The organism is Pseudomonas putida W15Oct28, assembly GCF_000708715.2.
Taxonomy (GTDB): domain Bacteria; phylum Pseudomonadota; class Gammaproteobacteria; order Pseudomonadales; family Pseudomonadaceae; genus Aquipseudomonas; species Aquipseudomonas putida_R.
This window is the reverse complement of record NZ_JENB01000050.1, coordinates 13,527-37,568: the sequence shown is the minus strand read 5'-3', so window position 1 is coordinate 37,568 and position 24,042 is coordinate 13,527. Positions and strand designations below refer to the sequence as shown.

General features: G+C 63.9%; 23 protein-coding genes and 1 pseudogene. 5 read left to right on the top strand and 19 right to left on the bottom strand.

Translation table 11 applies throughout. The annotated features are described in order from the left end of the window. Nucleotides 1–242: 242 nt before the first annotated feature. The 3 genes from AK81_RS24235 to AK81_RS24225 form a co-directional block, all read right to left on the bottom strand. Nucleotides 243–875, bottom strand: coding sequence for a LysE family transporter (locus AK81_RS24235; protein ID WP_019473108.1), 633 nt, complete (start codon nt 873–875; stop codon nt 243–245). A gap of 198 nt (nt 876–1,073) precedes the next feature. After that, on the bottom strand, nt 1,074–1,661 hold the full coding sequence (locus tag AK81_RS24230; RefSeq protein ID WP_043203285.1) for a mechanosensitive ion channel family protein: 588 nt from the start codon (nt 1,659–1,661) through the stop codon (nt 1,074–1,076). Then, entirely contained in the window at nt 1,661–3,571 is a 1,911-nt protein-coding gene (locus AK81_RS24225; RefSeq protein ID WP_043203283.1) for an ATP-binding cassette domain-containing protein, read from the bottom strand. The genes AK81_RS24230 and AK81_RS24225 overlap by 1 nt, the downstream gene beginning before the upstream one ends. 50 nt (nt 3,572–3,621) lie before the next feature. Between AK81_RS24225 and AK81_RS24220 the strand changes: the two genes are divergently transcribed. Further along, nucleotides 3,622–4,104, top strand: coding sequence for a TIGR02444 family protein (locus tag AK81_RS24220; protein ID WP_043203281.1), 483 nt, complete (start codon nt 3,622–3,624; stop codon nt 4,102–4,104). On the opposite strand, the gene AK81_RS24215 is transcribed toward AK81_RS24220, so the two are convergent. Beyond that, nucleotides 4,080–5,162: an AlgP family protein gene (locus AK81_RS24215; protein WP_043203279.1), complete on the bottom strand. Its 1,083-nt coding sequence runs from the start codon at nt 5,160–5,162 to the stop codon at nt 4,080–4,082. The two genes, AK81_RS24220 and AK81_RS24215, sit on opposite strands and share 25 nt — an antisense overlap. A 381-nt stretch (nt 5,163–5,543) precedes the next feature. On the opposite strand from AK81_RS24215, the gene AK81_RS24210 reads away from it, so the two are divergent. Beyond that, nucleotides 5,544–6,182, top strand: a complete 639-nt coding sequence (locus AK81_RS24210; protein WP_043203276.1) for an FKBP-type peptidyl-prolyl cis-trans isomerase — start codon at nt 5,544–5,546, stop codon at nt 6,180–6,182. A gap of 9 nt (nt 6,183–6,191) precedes the next feature. Here the strand turns inward: AK81_RS24210 and AK81_RS24205 are convergent, their stop codons facing one another. The 7 genes from AK81_RS24205 to AK81_RS24175 all read right to left on the bottom strand — a co-directional run bounded on the left by AK81_RS24205 (nt 6,192) and on the right by AK81_RS24175 (nt 12,650). Then, nucleotides 6,192–6,662 (bottom strand): Rsd/AlgQ family anti-sigma factor, encoded by a 471-nt coding sequence (locus AK81_RS24205; protein WP_043203274.1) that lies wholly within the window; start codon nt 6,660–6,662, stop codon nt 6,192–6,194. A gap of 231 nt (nt 6,663–6,893) precedes the next feature. Then, nucleotides 6,894–7,400, bottom strand: a complete 507-nt coding sequence (locus AK81_RS24200) for a disulfide bond formation protein B (protein WP_043203271.1) — start codon at nt 7,398–7,400, stop codon at nt 6,894–6,896. A gap of 222 nt (nt 7,401–7,622) precedes the next feature. Further along, complete coding sequence (locus AK81_RS24195; RefSeq protein ID WP_043203268.1) at nt 7,623–8,861, bottom strand: heme biosynthesis protein HemY; 1,239 nt, start codon at nt 8,859–8,861, stop codon at nt 7,623–7,625. Beyond that, nucleotides 8,858–9,958 (bottom strand): uroporphyrinogen-III C-methyltransferase, encoded by a 1,101-nt coding sequence (locus AK81_RS24190; protein WP_043203264.1) that lies wholly within the window; start codon nt 9,956–9,958, stop codon nt 8,858–8,860. The genes AK81_RS24195 and AK81_RS24190 overlap by 4 nt, the downstream gene beginning before the upstream one ends. A 45-nt stretch (nt 9,959–10,003) precedes the next feature. Then, a complete protein-coding gene (locus tag AK81_RS24185; protein WP_043203262.1) occupies nt 10,004–10,771 on the bottom strand; it encodes a uroporphyrinogen-III synthase in 768 nt (255 codons plus the stop codon). Continuing rightward, nucleotides 10,768–11,709, bottom strand: a complete 942-nt coding sequence (gene hemC / locus AK81_RS24180; RefSeq protein ID WP_043203261.1) for a hydroxymethylbilane synthase — start codon at nt 11,707–11,709, stop codon at nt 10,768–10,770. The genes AK81_RS24185 and hemC overlap by 4 nt, the downstream gene beginning before the upstream one ends. A 197-nt stretch (nt 11,710–11,906) precedes the next feature. Further along, nucleotides 11,907–12,650, bottom strand: coding sequence for a LytR/AlgR family response regulator transcription factor (locus tag AK81_RS24175; protein WP_043203260.1), 744 nt, complete (start codon nt 12,648–12,650; stop codon nt 11,907–11,909). A 296-nt stretch (nt 12,651–12,946) separates the two neighbouring features. Here AK81_RS24175 and argH point away from each other — a divergent pair, with 296 nt between their 5' ends. Further along, nucleotides 12,947–14,341, top strand: a complete 1,395-nt coding sequence (argH, locus tag AK81_RS24170) for an argininosuccinate lyase (protein ID WP_043203259.1) — start codon at nt 12,947–12,949, stop codon at nt 14,339–14,341. Nucleotides 14,342–14,403: 62 nt separating this feature from the next. Here the strand turns inward: argH and AK81_RS24165 are convergent, their stop codons facing one another. Beyond that, a complete protein-coding gene (locus AK81_RS24165) occupies nt 14,404–15,066 on the bottom strand; it encodes a glutathione S-transferase (RefSeq protein WP_043203258.1) in 663 nt (220 codons plus the stop codon). A gap of 147 nt (nt 15,067–15,213) precedes the next feature. Here AK81_RS24165 and AK81_RS24160 point away from each other — a divergent pair, with 147 nt between their 5' ends. Further along, the gene (locus tag AK81_RS24160; RefSeq protein ID WP_043203257.1) at nt 15,214–15,513 is read left to right on the top strand and encodes a hypothetical protein; all 300 of its coding nucleotides are present in this window, start codon (nt 15,214–15,216) and stop codon (nt 15,511–15,513) included. A 69-nt stretch (nt 15,514–15,582) separates the two neighbouring features. Beyond that, entirely contained in the window at nt 15,583–15,828 is a 246-nt protein-coding gene (locus AK81_RS24155; RefSeq protein WP_043203255.1) for a TIGR02647 family protein, read from the top strand. A gap of 153 nt (nt 15,829–15,981) precedes the next feature. Here the strand turns inward: AK81_RS24155 and AK81_RS24150 are convergent, their stop codons facing one another. The 7 genes and pseudogenes from AK81_RS24150 to AK81_RS24125 form a co-directional block, all read right to left on the bottom strand. Then, entirely contained in the window at nt 15,982–17,925 is a 1,944-nt protein-coding gene (locus tag AK81_RS24150; protein WP_043203253.1) for an FTR1 family protein, read from the bottom strand. Nucleotides 17,926–18,522: 597 nt separating this feature from the next. Next, nucleotides 18,523–18,762, bottom strand: a pseudogene (locus AK81_RS30900) (RHS repeat-associated core domain-containing protein); the annotation flags it as partial. 138 nt (nt 18,763–18,900) lie between these two features. After that, complete coding sequence (locus AK81_RS24145) at nt 18,901–20,331, bottom strand: efflux transporter outer membrane subunit (protein ID WP_043203251.1); 1,431 nt, start codon at nt 20,329–20,331, stop codon at nt 18,901–18,903. Further along, nucleotides 20,328–21,203: an efflux RND transporter periplasmic adaptor subunit gene (locus AK81_RS24140; protein WP_043203249.1), complete on the bottom strand. Its 876-nt coding sequence runs from the start codon at nt 21,201–21,203 to the stop codon at nt 20,328–20,330. Before AK81_RS24140 ends, AK81_RS24145 begins: the two co-directional genes overlap by 4 nt. Beyond that, complete coding sequence (locus tag AK81_RS24135) at nt 21,200–21,412, bottom strand: DUF1656 domain-containing protein (RefSeq protein ID WP_043203248.1); 213 nt, start codon at nt 21,410–21,412, stop codon at nt 21,200–21,202. The genes AK81_RS24140 and AK81_RS24135 overlap by 4 nt, the downstream gene beginning before the upstream one ends. Beyond that, on the bottom strand, nt 21,409–23,496 hold the full coding sequence (locus AK81_RS24130) for an FUSC family protein (RefSeq protein ID WP_043203245.1): 2,088 nt from the start codon (nt 23,494–23,496) through the stop codon (nt 21,409–21,411). The genes AK81_RS24135 and AK81_RS24130 overlap by 4 nt, the downstream gene beginning before the upstream one ends. Further along, a complete protein-coding gene (locus AK81_RS24125; RefSeq protein ID WP_043203243.1) occupies nt 23,493–23,945 on the bottom strand; it encodes a MarR family winged helix-turn-helix transcriptional regulator in 453 nt (150 codons plus the stop codon). The genes AK81_RS24130 and AK81_RS24125 overlap by 4 nt, the downstream gene beginning before the upstream one ends. Between the last annotated feature and the right edge of the window lie 97 nt (nt 23,946–24,042).

Genomic DNA, 24,042 nt, shown 5'->3' with positions numbered 1-24,042 from the left:
CCCGCCAAGGGCTACGCGGCAATTGAAGAAGCCAGGCAGGATATGACCAGCTTCTTCATGAGATACAACCGAATCAGGCTCCACAGCTATAACAACTACCTGTCGCCAATAGCAATGGAGCAGCAGGCAGCTTGATCACCGTAATCGGTGTCCGGCAAAACTTGACCAGAACAAACAGCCTCTGAAGGTGGCGCCGTACCTGTGGGAGCGGGCAAGCCCGCGAATGGTCTAAATGCGATCTATCAGAGAGGCGCGCGGCGCAGGGTCGCCAGGAAGGTGGCGGCACCGATGAACAACCCGGCAAAGGTCCGGTTCAAACGCTTCTGCTGTTTAGGCGTACGCAGCAAGCGCAACACCCGCGAAGCCAACCCGGTGTAACCCGCCATCACCAGCATGTCCACGGTGATCATGGTCACCGTGATTGCCACATACTGCGGCAGCAGCGGTGCATGCGGGTTGATGAACTGCGGCAGCACCGCCAGCATGAACACCAGCGCCTTGGGGTTGCTGACGTTAACCAGGAACCCACGGAACACCAGGCTCAGCGGCTTGCCGATCGGGCGCACGCCGGACTCATCGGACATGTCCATCGGCAAGGCGCGCCATTGCTTGTAGGCGAGGTAGACGAGGTAGGCGACGCCGAACCATTTGATGACCTGGAAGGCCGTGGCCGAGGCGGCCAGGATGGCGCCGACGCCGGCTGCAATGATGGCGATTTGCACAATCAGGCCCAGTTGCAGGCCCAGGGCGTTCCAGTAACCACGCCAGAAGCCGTATTGCAGGCCGCTGGACATCGAGGCAATCGCCCCGGCACCGGGTGACAGGCTGATCACCCAACAGGCGGCAAAGAAGCCCAACCATACTTCCATCGACATCACACACCTCGCTCGAACATTTGTTGCAAAACGTTAAGCTAAGGTTTTGGTGAAAAAATAACCAGCGATTTCTGAGGGATTTGTAGTGCCTGTGCTGGCCTCTTCGCGGGCGCGCCCGCTCCCACAGGACCAGTGCAGTTTCAGACCCTGCGAGATACCTGTGGGAGCGGGCGTGCCCGCGAAGAGGCCGGTACAGGTTTAGTCAGCTTCGCCAGCTGTCTCTTTGTGCAGAGCCTGCACCTCAGCCCCGCGCCAGCGCCGCACCGACTTCTGGAAGAACTGGCTATTGGGCACCTGCACCAACGCCCCGCCCGCTTCGGGCATTTCCAGCAGGGTGGTAAACAGCAGGTTGATCGCGATCACCCGGCCTTTCACACCCGGCTTGTCCAGGGTGTCGACCAGTTCGACCACATCACCAATACGAAACGGCCCGACCGTGAAGATCAGCACCGCGCACAGCAGGTTGGACAGCACGCTCCACATGGCGAAGAACGCCACCGCCGCTACCGCGACAAAGCCGGACAACGCCGTCCACAGCACGGTGGCCGAAACACCCAGGCGCTCCAGCACGAACAGCAGTGCGCTGCCCATGATCAGCCAGCGCAGGCCGCCACGCACCGGTACCAGCAGTTCTGGTGGCAGCGGGTAACGCTGGCCCAGGCGGCTCAAACCCCGGGCAACGATGCGTTGCAGGACGAAGGCCGCCACCAGGATCAACAGAATCTGCAAGCCCAGCCAGAAGGTGTCCATCCATTGCCCTGGCAGCAGCGAACGCAGTTCCTCCATCAGGACAGCGCCTCAAGCTCGGCCTGCATGCTTTCGAGGGTTTCCAGCGCTTCCATCCAGGCTTCTTCCAGCTCGCCTTCACGTTGCTTGAGCTTGCTCTGGCGCGCCAGCAGGTCACGCAACTCGTCCTTGCGAGCCGCTTCGTAGAGGCCACCATCACCCAGCGCGGTCTCGATCTCGGCCAGTTGCACGTGCACCTGGTTGAGCTCGGTTTCCAGCTTGTCGGCAGCCTTCTTGTGCGGTGCCAGTTGCTGGCGCAAGGCAGCAGCAGCCTGGCGCTGGGCTTTCTTGTCGGTCTTGTCCGGGTTGACCGGGGCCGTACTTGCCGGCGCGGTGCGCTGGCGGTACTCGACCAGCCAGCGGCTGTAGTCGTCCAGATCTCCGTCGAAGGTTTCGACCTTGCCGTCGGCCACCAGCAGGAAGTCGTCGGTCGTGCTCTTGAGCAGGTGACGGTCGTGCGACACCACCACCACGGCACCGGCAAACTCCTGCAACGCCATGGTCAGCGCCAGGCGCATTTCCAGGTCGAGGTGGTTGGTCGGTTCGTCGAGCAGCAGCAGATTCGGCCGTTCCCAGGCAATCAGCGCCAGCGCCAGGCGGGCCTTTTCGCCACCGGAGAAATTCACCACCGGCTCGTCAGTGCGGGCGCCATGGAAGTCGAAGCCACCGAGGAAGTCGCGCAGGGTCTGCTCGCGCTCGGTGGGGGCAATACGCTGCAGGTGCAGCAGCGGGCTGGCCTTGTCGTCCAGCGAGTCCAGCTGGTGCTGGGCAAAGTAGCCAACCGCCAGGTTCTCTCCACGGACCAGGCGGCCCGACAACGGCTCCAGCTCACCTGCAAGGTTTTTGATCAGGGTCGACTTGCCGGCGCCGTTGGGCCCGAGCAGGCCAATGCGCGCACCGGGGGTGAGCTGCAGCTTGACCTTGTCGAGGATGGCCTTGTCGCCATAACCCAGGCAGCCTTCGGACAAGCTCAGCAACGGGCTGGAGATTTTCTGCGACTCGCGGAAGACGAAGTCGAACGGCGAATCGACATGCGCCGCCGACAGCTCCTCCATGCGCTCCAGGGCCTTGATCCGGCTTTGTGCCTGGCGCGCCTTGGTGGCCTGGGCCTTGAAGCGGGCGATGTACTTTTCCATGTGCGCGCGCTGCGCCTGCTGCTTCTCGTAGGCCTGCTGCTGCTGCGCCAGGCGTTCGGCACGGGTGCGCTCGAAGGCGGAGTAGCCGCCCTTGTACAGGTTCAGCTTGCGCTGCTCGACGTGCAGCACATGGTCGACCACGGCGTCGAGGAAGTCACGGTCGTGGGAGATCAGCAACAGTGTGCCTGGGTAGCCCTTGAGCCAGTCTTCCAGCCACAGGATGGCGTCGAGGTCGAGGTGGTTGGTGGGTTCGTCGAGCAGCAGCAGGTCGGACGGGCACATCAGTGCCTGGGCCAGGTTCAGGCGCATCCGCCAGCCGCCGGAGAAGTCGCCGACGCGGCGGTCCATCTGCTCGTTGGTGAAGCCCAGGCCTGCCAGCAATTTGCGTGCGCGGGCGTCGGCGGTATAGCCGTCGGCGCCTTCCAGCTCACTGTGCAGGCGTGCCAGGGCGGTACCATCGTGAGCCTGCTCGGCCACAGCCAGTTCGGCCTGGACCTTGCGCAGGCGCGCATCGCCGTCAAGCACATAGTCCACGGCCAGGCGATCGAGGGTGTCGACCTCCTGGCGCATGTGGGCGATGCGCCAGTCGCCGGGCAGCTGGCAATCGCCACCATCGGGCGACAGCTCACCGCGCAGCATGGCGAACAGGCTGGATTTTCCGGCGCCGTTGGCGCCGATCAGGCCGGCTTTGTGACCGGCGTGCAGGGTCATGTCGGCGCCGTCTAGCAAGCGCTGCGGACCACGCTGTAAAGTGAGGTTGGTTAGTCTGATCATGATGGTCGCGGAGTCTACCAGCTTCCTCGGCCCATAGCGCGAGTGGAACCATGCACACCGACCTGTGGAATTACGCCCTGGCCTTGTATGCCAAGCCCGGCGTGGAAGCGGCCTGCCTTGAACTCCAGGCGCAGGGTGGCGATGTCTGCCTGCTGCTGTGCGCAGCCTGGCTGCAGGCGCGTGGCGTGGCCGTGCTGGACGCGCGCGCGCAAGCGCTGCACGACATTGCCGAGCCTTGGCAGCGAGAAGTGGTCGGCCCGTTACGCAGCCTGCGCCAGCAATGGCGAGCGTCAGCGTCGGGTGATACGCAACTGGCGGCGTTGCGTGAGCAGGTGAAGGGGTTGGAGTTACAGGCAGAAAAGGCGTTGCTGGAGCGTTTGCAGGAGCGTTCGCGACAGTGGCCCGCGGACTCCCATGAGCCCACGGACGACTGGCTGGCCCGGCTGGCGCCGGCCCCTGCCCCACACCACGACGCGCTGGATCAGTTGCGCGTCGCGGCGGCTGCGCTTCAGGACGCCGAAGACGGTGCCTGAGCCGGGGTGCTGGCGGGCGCCGACGGTGCTGCCGAAGCGGCCGGGGTGGCCGAGTTGGTTGCTGCGGCCGGGGTGCTGGCGGCTGGCGTAGCAGGTTTGGCTTCGGCTGGCTTGCTGGCAACAGGCTTGGCGGCAGCTGGCTTGGCGGCCGTACGTGCTGGGGCCTTGGCGGCAGCTGGCTTTGCCGCTGGTTTCGCAGCTGGTTTCGCGGCAGCGGCTTTGGCTGGCGCTGGCTTGGCTGCAGGTTTGGCAGCGGCAGCAGGCTTGGCTGCAGCAGTGGCTTTGGCAGCTGGCTTCGCGGCAGGTTTGGCTGCAGCAGTAGCCTTGGCAGCTGGCTTCGCGGCAGGTTTGGCTGCAGCAGTAGCCTTGGCAGCTGGCTTCGCGGCAGGTTTGGCTGCAGCAGTGGCCTTGGCAGCTGGCTTCGCGGCAGGTTTGGCTGCAGCAGTGGCCTTGGCAGCTGGCTTCGCGGCTGGCTTGGCAGCAGCAGTAGCCTTGGCAGCTGGCTTCGCGGCAGGTTTGGCTGCAGCAGCGGTTTTGGCAGCTGGCTTCGCGGCAGGCTTGGCAGCAGCAGCGGTTTTGGCAGCTGGCTTCGCGGCAGGTTTGGCTGCAGTGGCTCTGGCAGCTGGCTTGGCAGCGGCCGGCTTGGTGGTTTTGACGGCGCGCTGGTCAAGGGCCTTGGCGGCTGCTTCGCGAACCTTGCCTACACCTTGGGCCAGTTTGAGGCTGTCCTGAGCGTCGCGCTTGAGTTGCTGGATATAAGAGCGGGTCTGGGTTTGACGTTCCTTGAGGGCATCGAGCAGCCCTTCAAGTTCACCAATGGCTTTTTGCGCTTTGGTCTGTGCCTTGGCTTTACCTGCCTTGGCCGCGTCCTGCAATTTCAGGCGACCGTTGTGCAGTTTTTCCTGGGCCTTGCCACGCTGCTTTTCCAGTTTGGCCAGCAGTTTTTCCGCATCAGCCAGCGCTTGCGAGCAGGCATCTTCCAAGTGTTCGAGCAGGCTGCCCGAAAGTTGCTGGAGCAGGTGTAACGGCGTACTTACTGGCTTCTTCTTGGCCGACATGGTTTACCTCCTGGCTGACGAGATTGCGGCTCATACTATGCTTCTGCTGCTACCGCCGCTAGGGCATGTTGACAGTAATATTTACGCCGCGTTGCATGCCTGGGCAAAGTTGTTATCTTGCAGCTGCGTGAAAGTGTAGTTGCTGAATTAATCATTGCTGATATTTGGCAATTATCTGACTTGCAGCGCAGCCCCTGTAGGCGCGGCCTTGTGTCGCGATCGGGGAGCGTAGCGCCCCCCAGGATTCGTGCATCACGCTGATATTGCCGGGGCCGCTTTGCGGCCCATCGCGACACAAGGCCGCTCCTACAGGGATCGCGAGCACACAACAGAAAAGCGAACGCTGGCATACTTCCACGCTCATTGGCGCAGGAACTGACCATGTTTCGATATCTTGTATTAGGTTTATGCCTGCTGATGCCAGTTGCAATGGCCGACAACAACGACCAGGACCTCGCCTACAGCCTTGGCGCCAGCCTGGGCGAGCGGCTGCGCGAGGAGATGCCAGGCCTGCAACTGGATGCACTGGTCGAAGGCCTGAAGCAGTCCTATCAGGGGCAACCCCTGAAGCTCGACAAGGCACGTATGCAGGCCGTGCTCCAACAGCACGAAGCGCAGGAAAGTGACGCCGCCACGCAGAAACTGCAGGCGGCCGAAACACGCTTCATGGCCAATGAACGTGGGCGTTATGGGGTACGCGAACTACCGGAAGGTGTGCTCTACAGCGAGCTGCAGCCTGGCACTGGCGCTCAGCCAAAAGCTGGCGGCAAAGTGCAGGTGCGCTATGTAGGCAGGCTGCCGGATGGCTCGGTGTTCGACCAGAACCAGGCGCCCCAGTGGTTCAGCCTGGGTTCGGTAATCGAAGGGTGGCAGGTGGCCTTGCCGATGATGCACGCCGGTGCCAAATGGCGCCTGGTAATACCGTCGGCGCAAGCCTATGGCGCCGAGGGCGCGGGTGACCTGATCGCACCCTATACACCCTTGGTATTCGAGATCGAACTGCTGTCGGTTGGCGACTGACGCCAACCTTCACGCCTCGACTGTGCCCTCTTCCTTGTGCGCGTTGTGCAGCACTTCGATCAGGCAATCCTCGAGTTCGAAGCGCTCGTGCAGCAGGGCGCCCAACTTGGCCAGCTTCTCGGCGAAACGTTCCGGGTCAGTGCACTCACCCTTTGCGCAATGGTCGTTGAAGGCCAGTGCAATCTGGGTGCTGTCATCAATGCGAGGATTGATCTGCGTCGCCAGCTCCAGGCCACGCGTATCGCCAAATGCCTTGGCCTCGCTGACCAGTTGTTCGCTGACTTCGAAATGCCACGCCGAAACGTAGTCGACCAGGAGCGCGCAAAAGTCCCCGTTGGTGTCCTTGTCGGCGAAAGCTGGCTTCAAATCGCGCAGTGCGCCGAAAGACTGCACCAGGTCCTGGCGCTCCTTCAGCCAACGGTCGATCAGGTCGTGAACCCCACCCCAGCGTTCCTGGGCATTCTGACAACTATCGAGCATGGCAATCTCTTCCCTTCTGGGTAGATGCCGCTGCACCTCGCACCACGACCGCGCAGCACAAAGGTGTCATCAGCAGGACGGCATCGAGCAGTTGTATTTTCGGTATGCGTGCTGGGAGATTATTCCCGCGCGTGCTGCCCATCAAGGTACGCAGCGGACAAAGTTCATACAAGTGTTTAATAGCCCGTCAAACCGCCACTGGTCGCGCTAGTGGCGCAGCCTTGTTCCAGGTCAACTTCTTGCCAGAGTGCGGAAACGATACGCCAGCAGGCAACTCAGGGGCAGCACGGCCAGCAACAGGAAGGCCAGCAGGCTCCACTCAGGCAGCGTCAGGTCGAGAAAGCTCCAGGTCAGCGAGCTGCATTCCGGGCCGCCAAGCAGCAACTGCCGCGCTGCCTCGCTCCAGGATTGCTCGAGCACACGCCCGATCGGTAATGGGCAGACAGGGATAGCACCACCGCCCCCCTGTACCCAGACGTTCCGTGCCGCCAGCACCGCGCCAGCCAGCGAGCAGCCCAGCGTAGCCCGCGCGTAATGGTGGATACCCCGCGCGCCCGGTGCCTGCAGCACCGCAGCCAGGCTCAGCAGGGCGTACACGGCAAGCAACAGCCGCTGGCTGAAGCACAAGGGGCACGGCATAAGCCCCAGTATGTTTTCCAGGTGGAATGACAGGGCCAGTACCGCCAATGCGGCCAGGCAGGCAGGAAGGAAAAAGGTGCGCAAGCGGGCCGGAAGCATGGGCGGTGAAAGTCCCGGGGAAGATGTTGTGGCTTGAAACGGTAGAGGAAAGACAGGCTTTGTTTCAAGGTGCGACAGCAACGATAAGTCGCTGAATCACGTAGGAAATTTCAGCTGATAAGGTAGGAGGCGACTGAAGAACTGGACTGCAGATCTAACTGGCAGCGGTAGAAAAGTTACCCACCCCCAAAGCCCGCACCTTGGCGCGGGCTTTGGGGTTGGTCAGGCGCGAACGCCTTCTGGCAAAGGCAGCGCCAACAGGCGTTCGTCCAGCAGGCCAAGCCCCTCCTGGAACAGCTGGTTGCTGCGCTCGGTCTCGCCCAGGCCAGCGAGCAGGCGGGCCAGTTCGGCACAGGCCTCGGGGTTGCGTTCCATGCGCAGGCTGCTTTCCAGGTAGTCACGCGCCTTGCCCCACAGGCGGTTCTGCAGGCTCAGGCGGCCCAGGGTCAGCAACAGGCTGGCATCTTGCGGGTGATCCTTCAGCCAACCTTCGGCGGTTTGCAGCTGGCGCGCCGGGTCATCACCGCGCACCAGGCCGTAGAGGCGGGCCAGGTGGCTTTCGTATTCACGCTTGAGGGCGGTGCGCAACACTTGCTCGGCTTCGTTCTGGGCGCCTACCTGGCGCAACTGCTCGGCGTAGGCCAGCACCAGTTGCGGCTCCTGGCGCTGGGCCGCGGTCAACTGCTGCCAGGCGCGTTCCAGGGCCTGACGTGCACTTTGCGCGTCTTCGCCACGGGTAGTGGCCAGGCTCAGGTTCTGGCCCCAGGCACGCTGCTCCAGGGCAGCCAGCTCGGCGGGCGGCAGCACCTTGCCCTTGCGCAGGTCTGGCAGCAGACGGATCAGTGCCGACCAGTCGCCGCGCGCCAGGTACAGACGCTGCAGCAGGCGCAGCACCTGGCTGTTGTGCGGGTGGCGTTCCTGCATGGCAAGCAGGGTTTCCAGGGCGCCGTCACTTTCGCCACGGTCCATCTGCAGTTGCGCATGGGTCAGGGCAATGGCCAGTTCTGCTTGCGGCTGACGCTCCAGGGCGCGCTCCAGCAGGTTGTCGCTGTCTTCGGTGCGGCCTTGCTCGTTGGCAGCACGTGCGGCACCGAGGTAGTAGAGCAGCGGTTGGCGCTCGGCCTCAGCGGCACGGTGCAGGTGGCGTTGGGCACTGGCCCAGCGGCCCTCGGCGAGGTCCAGCTGGCCTTGTTCGATGGCCACACGGATGCGCCGGCTGCGGTTACGCCGCGACCACGGGTTGACCACGCCGCTGGAGGTCAGCACCAGGCCGACCAGGTACCGCAACAGCCACAACACAGCGACCACGGCCAGCAGCCCGGCCAGGGCCGCCCACAGCCCCGATTGATAGCGGAAGCTGCCATAGGAAAGCAGCACGTAACCGCTGTGCTTGGCGACCGCGATACCCAGCGCCGCGGCGATTACGATTGCCAGTACGGCCAGCAGGTAGACACGCTTCATGGCTTGCCCCCTTCAGCCTCAGCCGGCAGGTGACGGCGCTGAATGTAGGCCTGCACTGCCGCCAGGCTTTCGCTGAGGTCGGGGGTGACCACCGACACCGGCTGCTCGGCCAGGGCATTGAGGCTGTCGAGCATGGCCTTGCTTTGCGGGTTGTCGGCGTTGAAGTTCGCCAGCAGCACGCTGCGGGCGTCGTCCAGCGCCTGGGTGTAGACCTTGGCGTCACCATTGAGCGCCGCCCACTGGGCCTGCTCGATGGTCAGGCTCAGGGCCAGGCGCAGCTGGTTCAATTGCTGCCCTGCCAGCAGGGGCCGCACGTTTTCATCGGCGTTGAAGTCGATCTGGAAGTACTTGGAGATTTCTGCCCACCACTGCGACAGCCGGCTGGCACCATCACCATCGGCGGTCAGGGCACCCAGCGCATCGGCATTGCTGTCGAACTCGGGCGACTGGGCGCTCAGCTGCTGTACCAGCTCACGCTGTGCAGCCAGTTTCAGGAACAGGCCGGTACGGTCCGGTTGCTGGGTGCTGTTGAGCGTGGCCAGGCTGCGTGCCAGTTGCTCGCGGGCAGCGAAGGCACCCGGGTCGCTCTGCTCGCGCAGAATCTCGTCGGCGCCTTCGACCAGGGCCTTGGCACTGGTGATGTCCTGCAAGGCCGACAGGCGCAGGGTAGCCAGGCGCAGCAAGTGCTCGGCTTCAGCCAGGCGCCATTCCTTGCGGCTTTCGCCAAGCACGGTTTCCAGGCGCTGGCTGAGGCGCTGCTGGTCGCCCTGCAATTGCGCCACCAGGCGCCGGCGGTCTTCCAGCTCGCTGGCCGCCGGCAGGCTGGCCAGTTGCGCGCTGATCTGCTGTTCGCGCTGCTGCAGGGCCTCGACGCGCTGGGTCAGCGCCTCGATGTGCTGGCCCTGGTTGAACTCGCTGCCTTGCAGTTGACGCACCTGCCAGACACCCCAGCCACCTACTGCCACCCCGGCCGCACCCAGCAGCAATGCCAGCGCTGCCAGGCCACTGCCGGAGCGCTTGGCAGGTGGCGCGGTGACGGGTTCCGCCGGCGCCTGTGCCGACGGCTGATCGTTATTGGACAAGACAGTCTCGCTCACGTATCCATCCTTTGCATGGGGGCGCATCGCGTTCAGCTTAGCGCCTTAAGAGGCAGGTGCAGCGCTGCGCTGCACAGCTGCCAGCAAGGCCGTGGCACTGGCGCCACGGCAATCCACAACCTGTTGGGCCCCTGCGGCCCTGGCTTGCTCGGCTACCCGTGGGCTGGGCACGAACAGCGGCAGGCGTGCCAGCTGCGGCCAATCCGCGCCGGCCAGCTGCTGCAAATGTTCAAAACCCTGCCCACTGCTGACCACCAGGCCATTGAGGCGTTCCGCTTCGATGCGGCGCTTCAGGGTGCCCGCCGGATAATCCGGCAGGCAGCGACGATACAGTTCCAGATATTCGACACTAGCACCTTGCTCTGCAAGACGCTCTGCCAGCAGTTCGCGACCTCCGACGCCGCGCACGACCAGGACACGCGCTGCAGGCACGGCAACGGCCTGAAGCAGGGCCGGTAGCGCCAACAAGGCTTCACTGTCGTCGCCACGCGGCGGAGTGTTTACCTCAAGCCCCGCCCCCTGCAGCACCGCGGCGGTTGCCTCGCCCACGGTGAACCAGCCTTGCAGTGGCGGCTGCATGCGGGCTTCGGCCAGTTGCTCAAGCAACAACCGGGCAGCCGGCTTGCTGACCACGATGATCGCCTGGAAGCCATGCAGGTCCTCCAGCAGCAGACGTTGCGGGGCCTCCACGGTGACAGGCTCTATCGCCAACAGCGGCAGGCAGCTGCTGCCAACCCCCGCTGCCGCCAGGCTTTGCGCCAGTGCCGCACAGTCCTCGGCAGGCCGGGTCAGCAACAGGCGCCATTGGCTCACGGGTGGCCGGCCTCGCCGTAGACTTCCTTGAGGATGGCTTCGGCGCCTTGGCCCAGCAGGTCTTCGGCCACCTGTACGCCCAAGGTCTCGGCAGCAGCGCGAGGGGCACGGGCCTCGGCCACCAGCAGGGTGCCGCCACTCGGCTGGCCGACCAGGCCACGCAGCCACAGCTGGTCGCCTTCGAGCACCGCGTAGCAGGCGATCGGCACCTGGCAGCCGCCATTCAGGTGTTTGTTCAGGGCGCGTTCGGCCACCACCCGGTCGGCGGTGTCGGCATGGTGCAGCGGCGCCAGCAGTGCATGGATCTCGAGGTCGGCACTGCGGCACTCGATGCCCACCGCGCCCTGGCCGCCAGCCGGCAGGCTGTCGTCGACGCTGATGGTGGCGGTGATGCGGTCTTCGAAGCCGAGGCGGATCAGGCCGGCGGCGGCGAGGATGATGGCGTCGTACTCGCCGGCATCGAGCTTGGCCAGGCGCGTGTTGACGTTGCCACGCAGGAAGCGGATTTGCAGGTCCGGGCGGCGCGCCAGCAACTGGGCCTGACGGCGCAGGCTGGAGGTGCCGACGATGCTGCCGGCAGGCAACGCCTCAAGGCTGTCAAAGGTATTGGAAACGAAGGCATCACGCGGGTCTTCACGCTCGCAGATGCAGAACAGCCCCAGGCCTTCGGGGAAGTCCATGGGCACGTCTTTCATCGAGTGCACGGCGATGTCGGCTTCGTTGTCCAGCAGGGCGGTTTCCAGTTCCTTGACGAACAGGCCCTTGCCGCCGATTTTCGCCAGCGGCGCGTCGAGCAGCTTGTCACCACGGCTGACCATGGGCACCAGGGTCACCAACAGACCGGGGTGGGCCTGCTCGAGGCGGGCTTTGACGTATTCGGCCTGCCACAGGGCCAAGGCACTTTTACGGGTGGCAATGCGGATTTCGCGAGTGGACATGGAACGCCCCGATCCAGAGAAATGCCGCCGATGATAACAGCATCGCCGGTATCGCTAGCAGATGTGGATCAGCTGAGGACCTCTTCGCGGGTGAACCCGCTCCCACAGGCTCACCATTGCCTTCGGAGCGGCACCGTACCTGTGGGAGCGGCTTTAGCCGCGAACAAGGGCAAAGCCCTTGCCATGCGGGCGCCGAATCAGAGGGTCTGCATCATCTTGCGCACGCCGGCCACATGCCGGCGGCTGACGGTCAGGGCATCACCGTCCAGGCCTTTCAGGTAGAGCTGAAAGTGCCCCAGCGGGGTGCGTTGCAGGCGTTCGATACGCTCGCGGGCGACCAACGCATTGCGGTGGATACGCACGAAGCGTTCGCCAAATTCATCCTCCAGGGCTTTGAGCGGCTCGTCGAGCAGCACTTCCCCGGCCTCGTGGCGCAAGGTCACGTATTTGTGATCGGCAATGAAATAGATCACCTGGGGCAAAGGAATCAGCTCGATGCCTTTACGGGTGCGGGCACTGATGTGGCTACGTGGGCCGCCACCTTCATTGGCCGGCCGGGTGAGCGCCGCCAGCTGGGCGCGGTTGGGTTTTTCGGCCTTGCGCAAGGCATCGCGCAACGTCTGGGCCTGGAAGGGCTTGGTCACATGGCTGAGGGTACTGTCCTTGAATGCCTCGGCACCGTATTCGTCATCCCCGGTGCAAAACACCACCGCCGGCGGCGCCTCGCGTTCGCACAGGCGAGCGGCTACCTGCAGGCCGTCCAGGCCTGGCATGCCGATGTCCAGCAGGACCACATCGGGCTTGAGGCTTTCGATCAGCGCAAGGGCCTCCTCGCCGTTGGTGGCGCTAGGCTCCAGCACGGTGTACCCCTCCAGTTCGCCGAGTAGCCGGCTGAGGCGTTCACGGCCTTGGGGTTCGTCATCAACGATCAGGACATTCATAATTGCGCTGGATTCCTGAATGAGTCTCGCACAGGTATAGCGTAGACAGGTGTGGTTCGAGCGACACTGCGGTCACGCTCTAGACCGGTGCGATGGCCAAAGATTCACTCGGACGGCAGATTCACTGCCAGTCCTTTGTCCAACTGTAGACGGTCCGTGGAACACTGCCGTTCATTCCTTAAAATCCTTCTCTGCCATTTTCCGGGCATTTCTCTCGACCGGCGCCCTGCGGCAGCCAGCCCAACCCTGCTATTATCGGCGCCACTTTTTCGTTCACGCCTGCAATGAGTGAATCCATGAGCACCGACAAGACCAATCAGTCCTGGGGCGGCCGCTTCAGTGAGCCCGTCGACGCCTTCGTCGCCCGTTTCACCGCCTCGGTCGATTTCGACAAGCGCCTGTACCGCCACGACATCATGGGTTCGATCGCCCATGCCACCATGCTGGCGCAGGTCGGCGTGCTCAGCGATGCCGAGCGCGACACCATCGTTGATGGCCTGAAGACCATTCAGGGCGAAATCGAAGCCGGCAACTTCGACTGGCGCGTCGACCTCGAAGACGTGCACATGAACATCGAAGCACGCCTGACCGACCGCATCGGCATCACTGGCAAGAAGCTGCACACCGGCCGTAGCCGCAACGACCAGGTGGCCACCGATATCCGCCTGTGGCTGCGCGACGAAATCGACCTGATTCTGGCCGAAATCACCCGCTTGCAGCAGGGCCTGCTGGAGCAGGCCGAGCGTGAAGCCGAAACCATCATGCCCGGTTTCACCCACCTGCAGACGGCCCAGCCGGTCACCTTCGGCCACCACCTGCTGGCCTGGTTCGAAATGCTCAGCCGCGACTACGAGCGCCTGGTCGACTGCCGCAAGCGCACCAACCGCATGCCCCTGGGCAGCGCCGCGCTGGCGGGCACCACCTACCCGATCGACCGCGAGCTCACCTGCAAGCTGCTGGGCTTCGAAGCCGTGGCCGGCAACTCGCTGGACGGCGTGTCGGACCGTGACTTCGCCATCGAATTCTGCGCCGCTGCCAGCGTGGCGATGATGCACCTGTCGCGCTTCTCCGAAGAGCTGGTGCTGTGGACCAGCGCGCAGTTCCAGTTCATCGACCTGCCGGACCGCTTCTGCACCGGCAGCTCGATCATGCCGCAGAAAAAGAACCCGGACGTGCCAGAGCTGGTACGTGGCAAGAGCGGCCGCGTGTTCGGCGCCCTCACCGGTCTGCTGACCCTGATGAAAGGCCAGCCGCTGGCCTACAACAAGGACAACCAGGAAGACAAGGAGCCGCTGTTCGACGCTGCCGACACCCTGCGCGACTCGCTGCGTGCCTTTGCCGACATGATCCCGGCGATCAAGCCAAAGCACGCCATCATGCGTGAAGCGGCCCTGCGCGGTTTCTCCACCGCGACCGACCTGGCCGACTACCTGGTACGCCGTGGTCTGCCGTTCCGTGACTGCCACGAAATCGTTGGCCACGCGGTGAAGTATGGTGTGGACACCGGTAAAGACCTGGCCGAGATGAGCCTGGACGAACTGCGCCAGTTCAGCGACCAGATCGAGCAGGACGTGTTTGCCGTGCTGACCCTGGAAGGCTCGGTGAACGCCCGTGACCACATTGGTGGTACGGCGCCGGCGCAGGTGCGTGCTGCCGTCGTTCGTGGCAAGGCCCTGCTGGCTTCGCGCTAAGGCCCATTGCGAGGGCTTCGCCCTCGTTCGCGGGCGTGCCCGCGAAGGGCTCAACACCAGACTCAGCGTTTACCGCTACGAATCATCTCCATGAAGGCTGGCATCGCCGCCTCCTTGTCCGCCAGGATCCGCGCCATGTGCGGGTTCTCGCCCATCAGTTGCAGCAATGCCTTGGCCTGCGGGAATTCCGCCAGCAAGTCGATGTTCAGCACTTTCTTGCCCACGGCGTACGCCAGGTCGACCGAGAAGCAGAACATCAGGTCTGCCAGCGTCATCTGCTCACCTGCCACAAACGGCGCAAAGCGACCGTTGCGTTTGAGGGTGGCAAAGCCGGCCAGCAAATCGGCACGCGCTTTCTCTTTGACCAACGGCTCAACCGACATGCCAAAGAATGACTCGGCATAGCAAGTACGGGCCGGCAGCTCGATGTACAACTCGATTTCCTTGAGCAGCTCACGCACCTTTGCCTGCTCGAACGGGTCGGCCGGCAGCAGTGGCTTGCCGCCCTGGGTCTGTTCGATGTAGTCGAGGATCACACTGGTTTCGCTGAGGTAGCCGTGTTCGGTCTGCAGCGCCGGCACCTTGCCCCGCGGGCTCACTTCCAGCGCCTGTGGCGCCTGGCCGCCATAGAAGGTGACTTCCTCGAAGGGCAGGCCTTTTTCCAGCAGGGCCAGCTTGACCATGTTGTAGTAGTTGCTGACCGAGAATCCGTAGAGCTTGAGCATGAGGTAACAGCCTCCAGGCCGTAAGGGGTTGGCCCGGCTTTTATAGACCGATCGCCCGCCGCTGACCAGCGTCATGCACCCCGTCAATGCCCGGGCATTGCCGCCACGGGCGTGGCACACTGTGCATCCCATCACAGGAGTACCGCCATGAGCGAGCCCACCGACATCGACAATGACGACGAAGCCTTCGCCGAGGCGACACTGACCCAGGCCATCGAAAACCAGATTGAAAGCGGCGAGCCGCCTGCGGCCAAGGCCACCTTCAACAAGCTGACCCTGGTCGGTTACGAGCGCGAGGACATCCTCAACCTGATGGCCCATGTGCTGGCCTTCGAGATCGACAACATGCTGGTGGAAGACCGCGCGTTCGACGGCGAGTGGTACGAGAACGCCTTGCGCGCGCTGCCAGAGCTGCCACCTGAGATGGATCAAGGCGACGACGAATAACCCGTCTACACTCCTAGGTCAGGCACTGTGTGCAGTGCCGCCATCCTTGTCTGGAAGTCAGGAGTCGCCATGTCCTTTACCCCCGATCTGATCGCTGAACTGGAAGTACTCGCGCTGTTCAAACACGATAGCAGCCAGGAAGGCATCAAGATAAACAGCAACGCCCCCGCTACCCTGGTCTCTGCTGCGCAACGCCTGCATGAAAAGGGGCTGACCGATCAACCCGATGGCGGCTACCTGACCAGCCTGGGCCATGACGCCGTCGAAAGTGTCCAGTTGCTGCAGAACATTCTCAAGGCGCCACAACCGGCCTGAATGGCTTTCTCGGTCGTTGTAGGAGCGGCCTTGTGTCGCGAAAGGGCCGCACAGCGGCCCCACTTTTACAGCGCCGCTGCATAAGTTGCCGGGGCCGCCTTGCGGCCCTGTCGCGACACAAGGCCGCTCCCACAGAGACCGCGCAGGCCCCGATCAGTTGGCCGTAGCCCTGCGTTTTTCCGTCAGCCACGAGCGCCCGTACAGAAACACGATGGCCAGCAAGGCCACCGCCTGTGCCGACAGCGAGTAGGCATCAGCGTGAATCCCCAGCCAGTCGAACTCGAAGAACGCCACCGGCCGTGTGCCCAGCACCCCGGCCTCTTGCAGCGCCTTCACGCCATGCCCGGCGAACACCACCGACAGCGCACACAGCAACGCGGCGTTGATGCTGAAGAACAGCGAAAGCGGCAGCTTCGCAGAGCCCCGCAGGATCACCCAGGCCAACCCCACCAACAGCACCAGCGCCGTGGCGCCACCCGCCAGCACCGCCTGGTGCCCGGCAGGGCCTGCCTGCAGCCACAGGGTTTCGTAGAACAGGATCACTTCGAACAGTTCGCGGTACACCGAGAAAAACGCCAGCAGGGCGAAGCCGAAACGCCCGCCGCCGCTGACCAGGCTGCTCTTGATGTAGTTCTGCCAGGCGGCGGCATGACGGCGGTCATGCATCCACACGCCGAGCCACAACACCATCACCGCAGCAAACAATGCCGTGCAGCCTTCCAGCAGCTCGCGCTGGGCGCCGCCCACATCGATCACATAGGCCGCCAGCGCCCAGGTGGCGAAGCCGGCAACCAGCGCCAAGCCCCAACCGATGTTGACGCTGCGGACCGCCGACTGCTGCCCGGTGTTGCGCAGGAAGGCGAGGATCGCCGCCAGTACCAGAATCGCCTCAAGACCTTCGCGCAGCAAGATCAGCAAACCGGAGATATAGCTCAGCGACCAGCTCAGGCCATCGCTGCCCAACAGCTTGGCGGCCTGGTCGAGCTTGCTTTTGGCTTCAGCCAGACGCTGCTCGGCCTGGGCCACGGACAGCCCGTCCTGCAGCGATTGGCGGTAGGCCATCAGGGATTTTTCGGTGTCCTTGCGCGCATTGGCGTCAATGTTGTCCAGCGAGCTTTCCACCAGCTCGAAGCCTTCGAGATAAGCCGCTACCGACAAGTCATAGGCCTGGTCGTGATCACCTGCGCGGTAGGCGGCCAGGCTCTTGTCCAGAGTGGTAGCGGTGTATTCCAGCAATTGCGCCGGCCCACGCTTTACCTGCGGCGGCTGGGCGCGCTGGGCGCGGAAAGCGTCTACAACCGCATTGCCTTCGTTGGCGGCGACTTCGGCCGGGGTCTGCCGAGCCAGGTCGGCGATGTTCCAGGTCTTGTCGCCTTTGCCGGCTTCCGGGTTGGCGGTGAAGCTGGCGATGTAGGCGGCCACATCCCACCGCTGGCGGTCATCAAGCTGGTCGGCGAAGGACGGCATCTCGGTACCGTCGATGCCCAAGGCCAGGGTGTTATAGAGGTCGAACAGGCTCAACTGGTCAAGGCGTGCGACATCGCGCAGGTTGGCGGGTGCAGGCTCCAGGCCCACGCCTGCCGGGCCGTCGCCTGCGCCGGTGTCGCCGTGGCAGATCGAGCAGTTTTGCGCGTACAGCGACGCGCCACGGGCCGGGTCCGGGGTGATCACCGGGGCCTGGCTGACCTCGTAGGCGACTGCCAGGCGCGCACCCAGTTGGCGGGCTTGCCTGGCGACCGCCGTGCCTTCCTGGCGCTGATCAATGGCCTGGCGCAACGCCTGGACGCCCTGCTCAAGAGCGCCTTGCTCGGTATTTGCGGGCAGGCTTTTGACCAGCTCGGCCAATACCGCGCTGAACTCCTGTTGCTCGCGGTATTCGCCAGCGTCGACCACCTTGCCGTCTTGCACGGTCGGCGGGTAGTCGGCACCAATGTAATCCAGCAGGTGCAGGGCCTTGGCGGCCTCGGCGGGGGACTCGGCCAGCGCCAAGGTGCTGCACAGCGCCAGCACCGGGCCGAGCAAAATAGCCGGCAGCCAGGCGAACAGACGGGAACGGGTTTTCATGGCCAGTCTCGAAGGGAATGCGAAAGAGAACATTGTTCACTCCGACTTGGCTTCCCTCAAGGGTGCTGGGCGGATTTCATGAAAAATCTTGCTACAAATCTGATGAAGCGGGATGGACAGGCCGGTGGCTTTGCCCTCGGATCGCCGGCGGTGTCATGTATGCCCACCTACCTGACGAATGATCGCTGTCTTACCTTCGATTTCACCTGATACCCGCTGCCCTTGGCCGAGGCGAATCTGGAAATTGTCGACTTTATTGTTGGGCAGCAATTTATAGTTACTGGCACCCGCCAACATTGAAGCGTCTTTGGGAGACATGCCAAAGTGGTGTATGGCGTTCTGGAAAACATCAAATACTTTCTGTTCGGACTTGGTCAGCTCTTTGAAGGTGGCGTTGGATTTGTCTAATGCCCACCCCTTGCTGGAGCCTGAAGATGCGCTGGAGCTCCACGATATTTGAGAACTGTACTGCCCACTGCTGGGTGCGCGCCCTCCGGAGGAGCTTGACGCACTCGATGGCGGCCGACTCGGCGAGGGTGACGCTAAAACAGGAGCACTGTGCGATCCGGGTGGCGAATTCAATGCCTGTTTGGGGGGTATCTGCAGCGACAGTGGTCGCTGAGGGTACTTAATATGCCCCGTTGGATCACTGTGGTTGATGGGGTCACACGACACATAGGCATAGCTATTCCAACCGCCTTCGCCGAACGGGCTCCAGCTGTCCGGGCTATTGAAGCGCATCAGCACAGGGTTGAAGGCCCGGTAGCCGGCGCCTAGTAGATAACACCCGGTCACCCGGTCACGAGGCTGTCCATTGAAGCCCGGCACCCCGACTGGCTGGGTAGCATCGAACCCGTAAGGCGCGTAGCTGGACTTTGCACAAAAAGGGCCAGCCTGCCCTTCCACGATGCAATCAGAGATACCACACGTAACTTTTTCCATGTTCCACCTGCCTGTTAAGTCAGGCGGAGCATGACGAACTCTTAAACGGTCAAGTAACTAGTAGAACTATGGGCGTGACTGGTCAGCCGTACCGGCCTTCCAGCCCCCACCCAACGCCAGAAACACCCCAATCTGTCCCATGGCTACCTGACTATTGGCTGCTGCCAGTTGCGCACGCATGACGGTGTAAGTGCGCGTCGCCTGCAAGTCCGCCAGGAACGATTCTCGCCCTGCTTGGTAATACCGGTGGGTCTGGTCTGCTGCTTCCTTGGCCGACTTTTCCGCCTCGGCCAGCGCATCGCGCCGGTCCAGCAGGGCGCTGTACTGCGCCAGGCGGGTCTGGGTTTCGCGTATGGCGTTCAGCACCACACCATCGAAGTTGGCCAACGCCGCCTGGGTAGAGGCTTCGGCCATGCGAATGCGCGCACGGGTGCCGTTGGTGGGGATGCTCCAGCTGACCTGCGGGCCGAAGCCCCAACGGTTGGTCGCAGGCTCGCCAAGGTTTTCGAGAATACCGATGGTGCCGACCTGGGCACCAATGCTGATGTCCGGGTACAGCGCGCCGGTGGCAACGCCGATGTACGCGGTGGCTGCAGCCAGCTGGCGTTCGGCCTGGCGCACGTCGGGGCGGCGCTTGAGCAGGGCGGCGCCATCACCCACCGGCACCAGCTGGTTCAGGTGCGGCAGTTCGGCACAATCGGCAGTCCCGGCAGGCAACTTGTCCACCGGCTTGGCGAGCAACGCCGCCAGGGTGTACATGCCGGTTTCTCGCTCAGCCTTGAAGCGGGGCAGTTCGGCACGCAAGGATTTGAACTGGGTCTGTGAACGGGTGACCTGGGTTTCATCACCGCGGCCGGCATCGCGCAGGCGCTGGTTGAGCGTCACGCTCTGTTCCTGCAGGTCGAGCGACTCACGTGCGATGTGGAGTTCCTCGTTGGCCGAGCACACCTGGGTATAGGCCTTGACCACATCCGCCACCAGGGTAATGCGGGCGGTATCGGCAGCGGCCTGCACCGCGTCGGCATTGGCCTTGGCAGCCTCAGTGCCGCGCTTGAAGGTGCCCCACAGGTCGAACTGGTACGAGGCACTGATGATGGCCTCGCCGATGTTGGCCACCGGCACTTTTTCCGGCAGCAGGAAGGCTTCGCCCGACTCCTGCAGGCGCTGGGCGCCAAGTTTGACACCGCCGTTGAAGCCACCTTGCGATTCGGCCACTTCCACCTGGGCCCGGGCCTTGGCGATGTTGGCCGCCGCCACGCGCAGTTCGGTGTTGGCACTCAGGGCCTGACGCACCAGCTCGTTCAGCCGCTGATCCTGATACAGCTGCCACCAGTCCTCGGGCACCGGCGCCGAAACCACGCTGTCGGCATCCTGGCGCAGCGGGCCATTCAGGTCGTTGCGTTGCACCGCCGCGTCCTTTGGCACCTCATAGTCGGGCCCGACCATCATGCAGGCCCCCAACGACAGGCACAGGCCGGCCAGGATCAGCTGTTTCATGGGCGCTGGCCCTCGATGATCGACACCGTGGCGGTGCGCCCGGCAATCATGCGGAAGTCTTGCGGCACTTCATCGAAGGCGATGCGCACCGGAATGCGCTGGGCCAGGCGCACCCAGCTGAACGCCGGGTTGACGTTGGGCAGCAAGTTGGCGCCACTGCTGCGGTCGCGGTCTTCGATACCGGCAGCAAAGCTCTGCACATGGCCGCGCAGGCGAGTGTTGTCGCCCATCACGCGGATGTCCACGGCGTCGCCGATGTGGATGCCGCCCAGCTTGGTTTCTTCGAAATAGCCATCGACGTGGTACGAGGTGCTGTCGACCACCGACAGCACCGGGCGGCCGGCAGTGACGAATTCGTGGTTACGTGGGGCGCGGTCGTTGAGGTAGCCGTCCACCGGGCTACGCACCACCGAACGGTCGAGGTTGAGCTGGGCGGAGTCGACCGCCACCTGCGCCTCGCTGACAGCCGAGCGGGCGCGGGCCTCGCGGGACTGGCTTTCTTCCAGCTGCTCGGCGGCCACCAGGTTGCCCAGCTTGCGGTTGCGCTGCGCCTCGCGCGAGGCCTGGGCCAGGGTCTCCTGGCGCTCGCCCAGGGTGGCCTTGGCCTGGCGCAGGGCCAGGGTGAAGCGGTCCTGGTCGATGGTGAACAGCACGTCACCGCGTTTTACGGTCTGGTTGTCGCGCACCTCGACCTTCTGGATCAACCCCGACACATCGGGGGCGATCTGGATCACGTCGGCGCGGATGTGGCCGTCGCGGGTCCAGGGGGCAAACATGTAGTACACCACCATCTGCCACACGAGCACGGCGGCGAAGGTCACTACCAGCAAGGTCAGGACCACACGGCCCAAGGTCAGCAAAGGTTTTTTCATGTCAGCATCAGGTTTCGGCAAAAGTGGTCCACCGCGCCAAGCAGCACGGCATACAGAGCAACGTTGAACAACGCCCGGTGCCAGACCAGGCGGTAGAAATGCAGGCGCACCAGCACCGCGTGCACCCCCAGGAACAACAGGTAGGTGCCCAACATCATCACCAGCAGCGTGGGTAGGAACACCCCGCTGATATCCAGTTCACCAATCACAGGGGCGCTCCGTCGAGGCCAGGAGGCAGTTGCGGTTGTTCGGCGGGTTCGAGCATCACTTCCACGCCCGGCAACAGCGCCAGCCGCAAGCCGCTGAGGGCATGCAACAGGTGGGTGCGGGCATCGCCGCGCTCGTACAGCTCATCCAGGTTCAGCGCCAGGCGTGCACGCTCCATGTTGCGCAGCAGCGCGGCCGGGGCATGCAGCCGTTCACCTGCACGCAGGCAGGCGGCGTAGTGCGCGCCAACTTCCTCGACCACCGTGTGCAGGCGCTCGCGGGCCTGCTGCCCGGCGCGCGGCATATAGGCCAGCAGGTCGAGCAGGTTCAGCCCCACACGCAGGTCACGCAGTGCCACGCCGCTGTCCTGGCCGGTTTGCGACAGGCGCGGCAGGTGCTGCATCAGGCGGTCGAGCATCTGCACGCCCACCTGGCGCTGCTCGGCCAAGGTCGCCGGCTCGGTCATTTCGACGATGTCGCGCCAGGCGAAGCGGGTCATGCGCTTGGCCGCCAGCTCTACGCCGAACGGGCGCATCACCAGGGTCCAGATGAACGCGAACAACAGGCCTACGGGGCCGGCCAGGTTGGCGTTGAGGAAGGTGAAGAAGTCGGCGTCGTAGGCACCCTGGATGCTGATGAAGGTCGAGGTGTTGACGATGGTCAGCAAGGTGCCCAGATAGAAACGCGGCTGCACGGTCAGGGTACCGATGCAGATGAACGGCACGGCAAACGCCAGCACCAGCATCGGGAAATCGTGCAGGTTGGGCAGCACCAGGAACAGGTACAGGCTGGAGAAGATGACCGACATCAGCGTCCAGAAGAAGAACCGGTAGATTTGCGGCGCAGGGTCGTCCATGGCGGCGAAGAAGCTGCACGACACGGCGGCAAGGATGACTGCGCTGGCGCCGTCGTTCCAGCCCAGGCCGATCCACAGGCCGCAGGCGACCACAATCGCCAGTACGGTGGAGGCCACCGAGTACAGCATCAGGCCACGGTCGAAGAACGCCGTCAGGCGGCCCAGGCGCCAGTGGCGGTACACCGCGCGCCAAGGCTTGGCATCGTCGGTACGCAAGGCGTGCTGCAGGGTGCAGCAGTCCTGCCACAAGTCGGCCCACTCGGTCAGACGGTACAGGGCGTTGGACAACAGCAGCTCGGCGCGCTGGTCAAGGGCGGCGGCACCGGGCTGCAGGCGATCGATCTGCTCGTGCAGCGCGGTCCAGCGCGTTACCGAAGCGCTGTCAGCAGTGCCTTTTAGCCATTCGCGGGCGGTTTCAAGCACGGGTTGAAGCTGGGCGAACTGGGCCGGAGCGCGGCCTTCCAGGGCCACCAGGGCGTCGTCGAGCGCGTCGATGACCGGCAGCAGGTGAATCATCCGCCCACGCAGCTCGCGGGCGTTCTTCAGCGTATGTGGGCCAGCACCTTCGTGGCCTAGCTGGCCGATCATCAGCTCCAGCGAGTTGAAAGTGGCGACCATCGCCCCGCGCATGCCGCCGACCTTGTCGGCGCTGGCCTCGCGGGCCAGGTAGGTGTCGCTGTAGCGGATCGCTTCGGTGAACCAGTTACCGGTGGCGCCGACCACCACAGGGGCCAGCCGGCGTGGCCAGAAAATGGCGCCGACCACTGCTGCGCAGACGATTCCCAGGCAAATTTCCTGGGCACGGGAGGAGGCCACGTCGAACACCGCCAGTGGGTTGTCGACCACCGCCAGGGCGATCATCGGCAGGGTATAGCCAGCCAGCATCAGCACGTAATTGTTGGCCGTGCGCAGGTTCAGCGACAGGAACAGCAAGGTGCCGGTCCACAAGGCGATGGCGATGCTCAGCAGCAACGGCGACTGCACCAGCGGCGGCACCAGGAAAATCGCGCCACCGGCACCCAGCAGCGTGCCCACTGCGCGGTACAGCGCCTTGGAACTGGTTGGGCCGACGAAGGGGCTGGAGACGATGTACACCGTGGCCATGGCCCAGTAGGGGCGCGGCAGCTGCATGAGCAACGCGATGTACAAGGCGATCATGGAGGCGGCGAAGGTACGCGCGCCGTAGAACCAGTCGCGGGCCGGGGGTACCGAGCTGAAGAAGCCGTTCATGCCACCCCGCCCGTACTGCCCAGGCCGGCGGCTTCGAAGGCGCGCAGCACGCGCAAGGTGGCTTCCAGGTCGGACTGGTCGATACCGTTGAGCACATCGCGGCGCAGGCGCACCAGCTCGGCTTCGATGGCCTCGGCCAAGGCGCGGCCTTCGGCGGTCAGGCTCAAGGCTTTGGCGCGACGGTCCAGTGGGTCCTCGCTGCGGCACACCAGGCCAGCCTTGCACAGTTGGTCGAGCAGGCGCACCAACGACGGGCTTTCCAGGCCGGCAGCCTGGGCCACGGCCACCTGGTGCACCCCGTCGCCCAGGCGCACGATCATCAGCAGCGGCGCAGCGCAGGCTTCGGAAATGCCGTAACCGGTCAGGGCGGTATGGCAGATGCGCCGCCAATGACGGGCGGCAACCACCATGCCACTGCTGACTTGCAGGCGCAGGAGATCAAGGGACATTAAGAGAACCAAGGATATTCATAGTTTGCTAACTATCAATATACGCCTTGCCCTCCCCCTGTCGTCAACAGGGGCTGACGGATAGCCTGGGTTAAAT

What these genes read in the sequence shown, in the direction of transcription:
- AK81_RS24235 (WP_019473108.1), bottom strand. Translation starts at nt 875, where the DNA reads ATGTCGATGGAAGTATGGTTGGGCTTCTTTGCCGCCTGTTGGGTGATC.
- AK81_RS24230 (WP_043203285.1), bottom strand. Translation starts at nt 1,661, where the DNA reads ATGGAGGAACTGCGTTCGCTGCTGCCAGGGCAATGGATGGACACCTTC.
- AK81_RS24225 (WP_043203283.1), bottom strand. Translation starts at nt 3,571, where the DNA reads ATGATCAGACTAACCAACCTCACTTTACAGCGTGGTCCGCAGCGCTTG.
- AK81_RS24220 (WP_043203281.1), top strand. Translation starts at nt 3,622, where the DNA reads ATGCACACCGACCTGTGGAATTACGCCCTGGCCTTGTATGCCAAGCCC.
- AK81_RS24215 (WP_043203279.1), bottom strand. Translation starts at nt 5,162, where the DNA reads ATGTCGGCCAAGAAGAAGCCAGTAAGTACGCCGTTACACCTGCTCCAG.
- AK81_RS24210 (WP_043203276.1), top strand. Translation starts at nt 5,544, where the DNA reads ATGTTTCGATATCTTGTATTAGGTTTATGCCTGCTGATGCCAGTTGCA.
- AK81_RS24205 (WP_043203274.1), bottom strand. Translation starts at nt 6,662, where the DNA reads ATGCTCGATAGTTGTCAGAATGCCCAGGAACGCTGGGGTGGGGTTCAC.
- AK81_RS24200 (WP_043203271.1), bottom strand. Translation starts at nt 7,400, where the DNA reads ATGCTTCCGGCCCGCTTGCGCACCTTTTTCCTTCCTGCCTGCCTGGCC.
- AK81_RS24195 (WP_043203268.1), bottom strand. Translation starts at nt 8,861, where the DNA reads ATGAAGCGTGTCTACCTGCTGGCCGTACTGGCAATCGTAATCGCCGCG.
- hemC (WP_043203261.1), bottom strand. Translation starts at nt 11,709, where the DNA reads ATGTCCACTCGCGAAATCCGCATTGCCACCCGTAAAAGTGCCTTGGCC.
- AK81_RS24175 (WP_043203260.1), bottom strand. Translation starts at nt 12,650, where the DNA reads ATGAATGTCCTGATCGTTGATGACGAACCCCAAGGCCGTGAACGCCTC.
- argH (WP_043203259.1), top strand. Translation starts at nt 12,947, where the DNA reads ATGAGCACCGACAAGACCAATCAGTCCTGGGGCGGCCGCTTCAGTGAG.
- AK81_RS24165 (WP_043203258.1), bottom strand. Translation starts at nt 15,066, where the DNA reads ATGCTCAAGCTCTACGGATTCTCGGTCAGCAACTACTACAACATGGTC.
- AK81_RS24160 (WP_043203257.1), top strand. Translation starts at nt 15,214, where the DNA reads ATGAGCGAGCCCACCGACATCGACAATGACGACGAAGCCTTCGCCGAG.
- AK81_RS24155 (WP_043203255.1), top strand. Translation starts at nt 15,583, where the DNA reads ATGTCCTTTACCCCCGATCTGATCGCTGAACTGGAAGTACTCGCGCTG.
- AK81_RS24150 (WP_043203253.1), bottom strand. Translation starts at nt 17,925, where the DNA reads ATGTTCTCTTTCGCATTCCCTTCGAGACTGGCCATGAAAACCCGTTCC.
- AK81_RS24145 (WP_043203251.1), bottom strand. Translation starts at nt 20,331, where the DNA reads ATGAAACAGCTGATCCTGGCCGGCCTGTGCCTGTCGTTGGGGGCCTGC.
- AK81_RS24140 (WP_043203249.1), bottom strand. Translation starts at nt 21,203, where the DNA reads ATGAAAAAACCTTTGCTGACCTTGGGCCGTGTGGTCCTGACCTTGCTG.
- AK81_RS24130 (WP_043203245.1), bottom strand. Translation starts at nt 23,496, where the DNA reads ATGAACGGCTTCTTCAGCTCGGTACCCCCGGCCCGCGACTGGTTCTAC.
- AK81_RS24125 (WP_043203243.1), bottom strand. Translation starts at nt 23,945, where the DNA reads ATGTCCCTTGATCTCCTGCGCCTGCAAGTCAGCAGTGGCATGGTGGTT.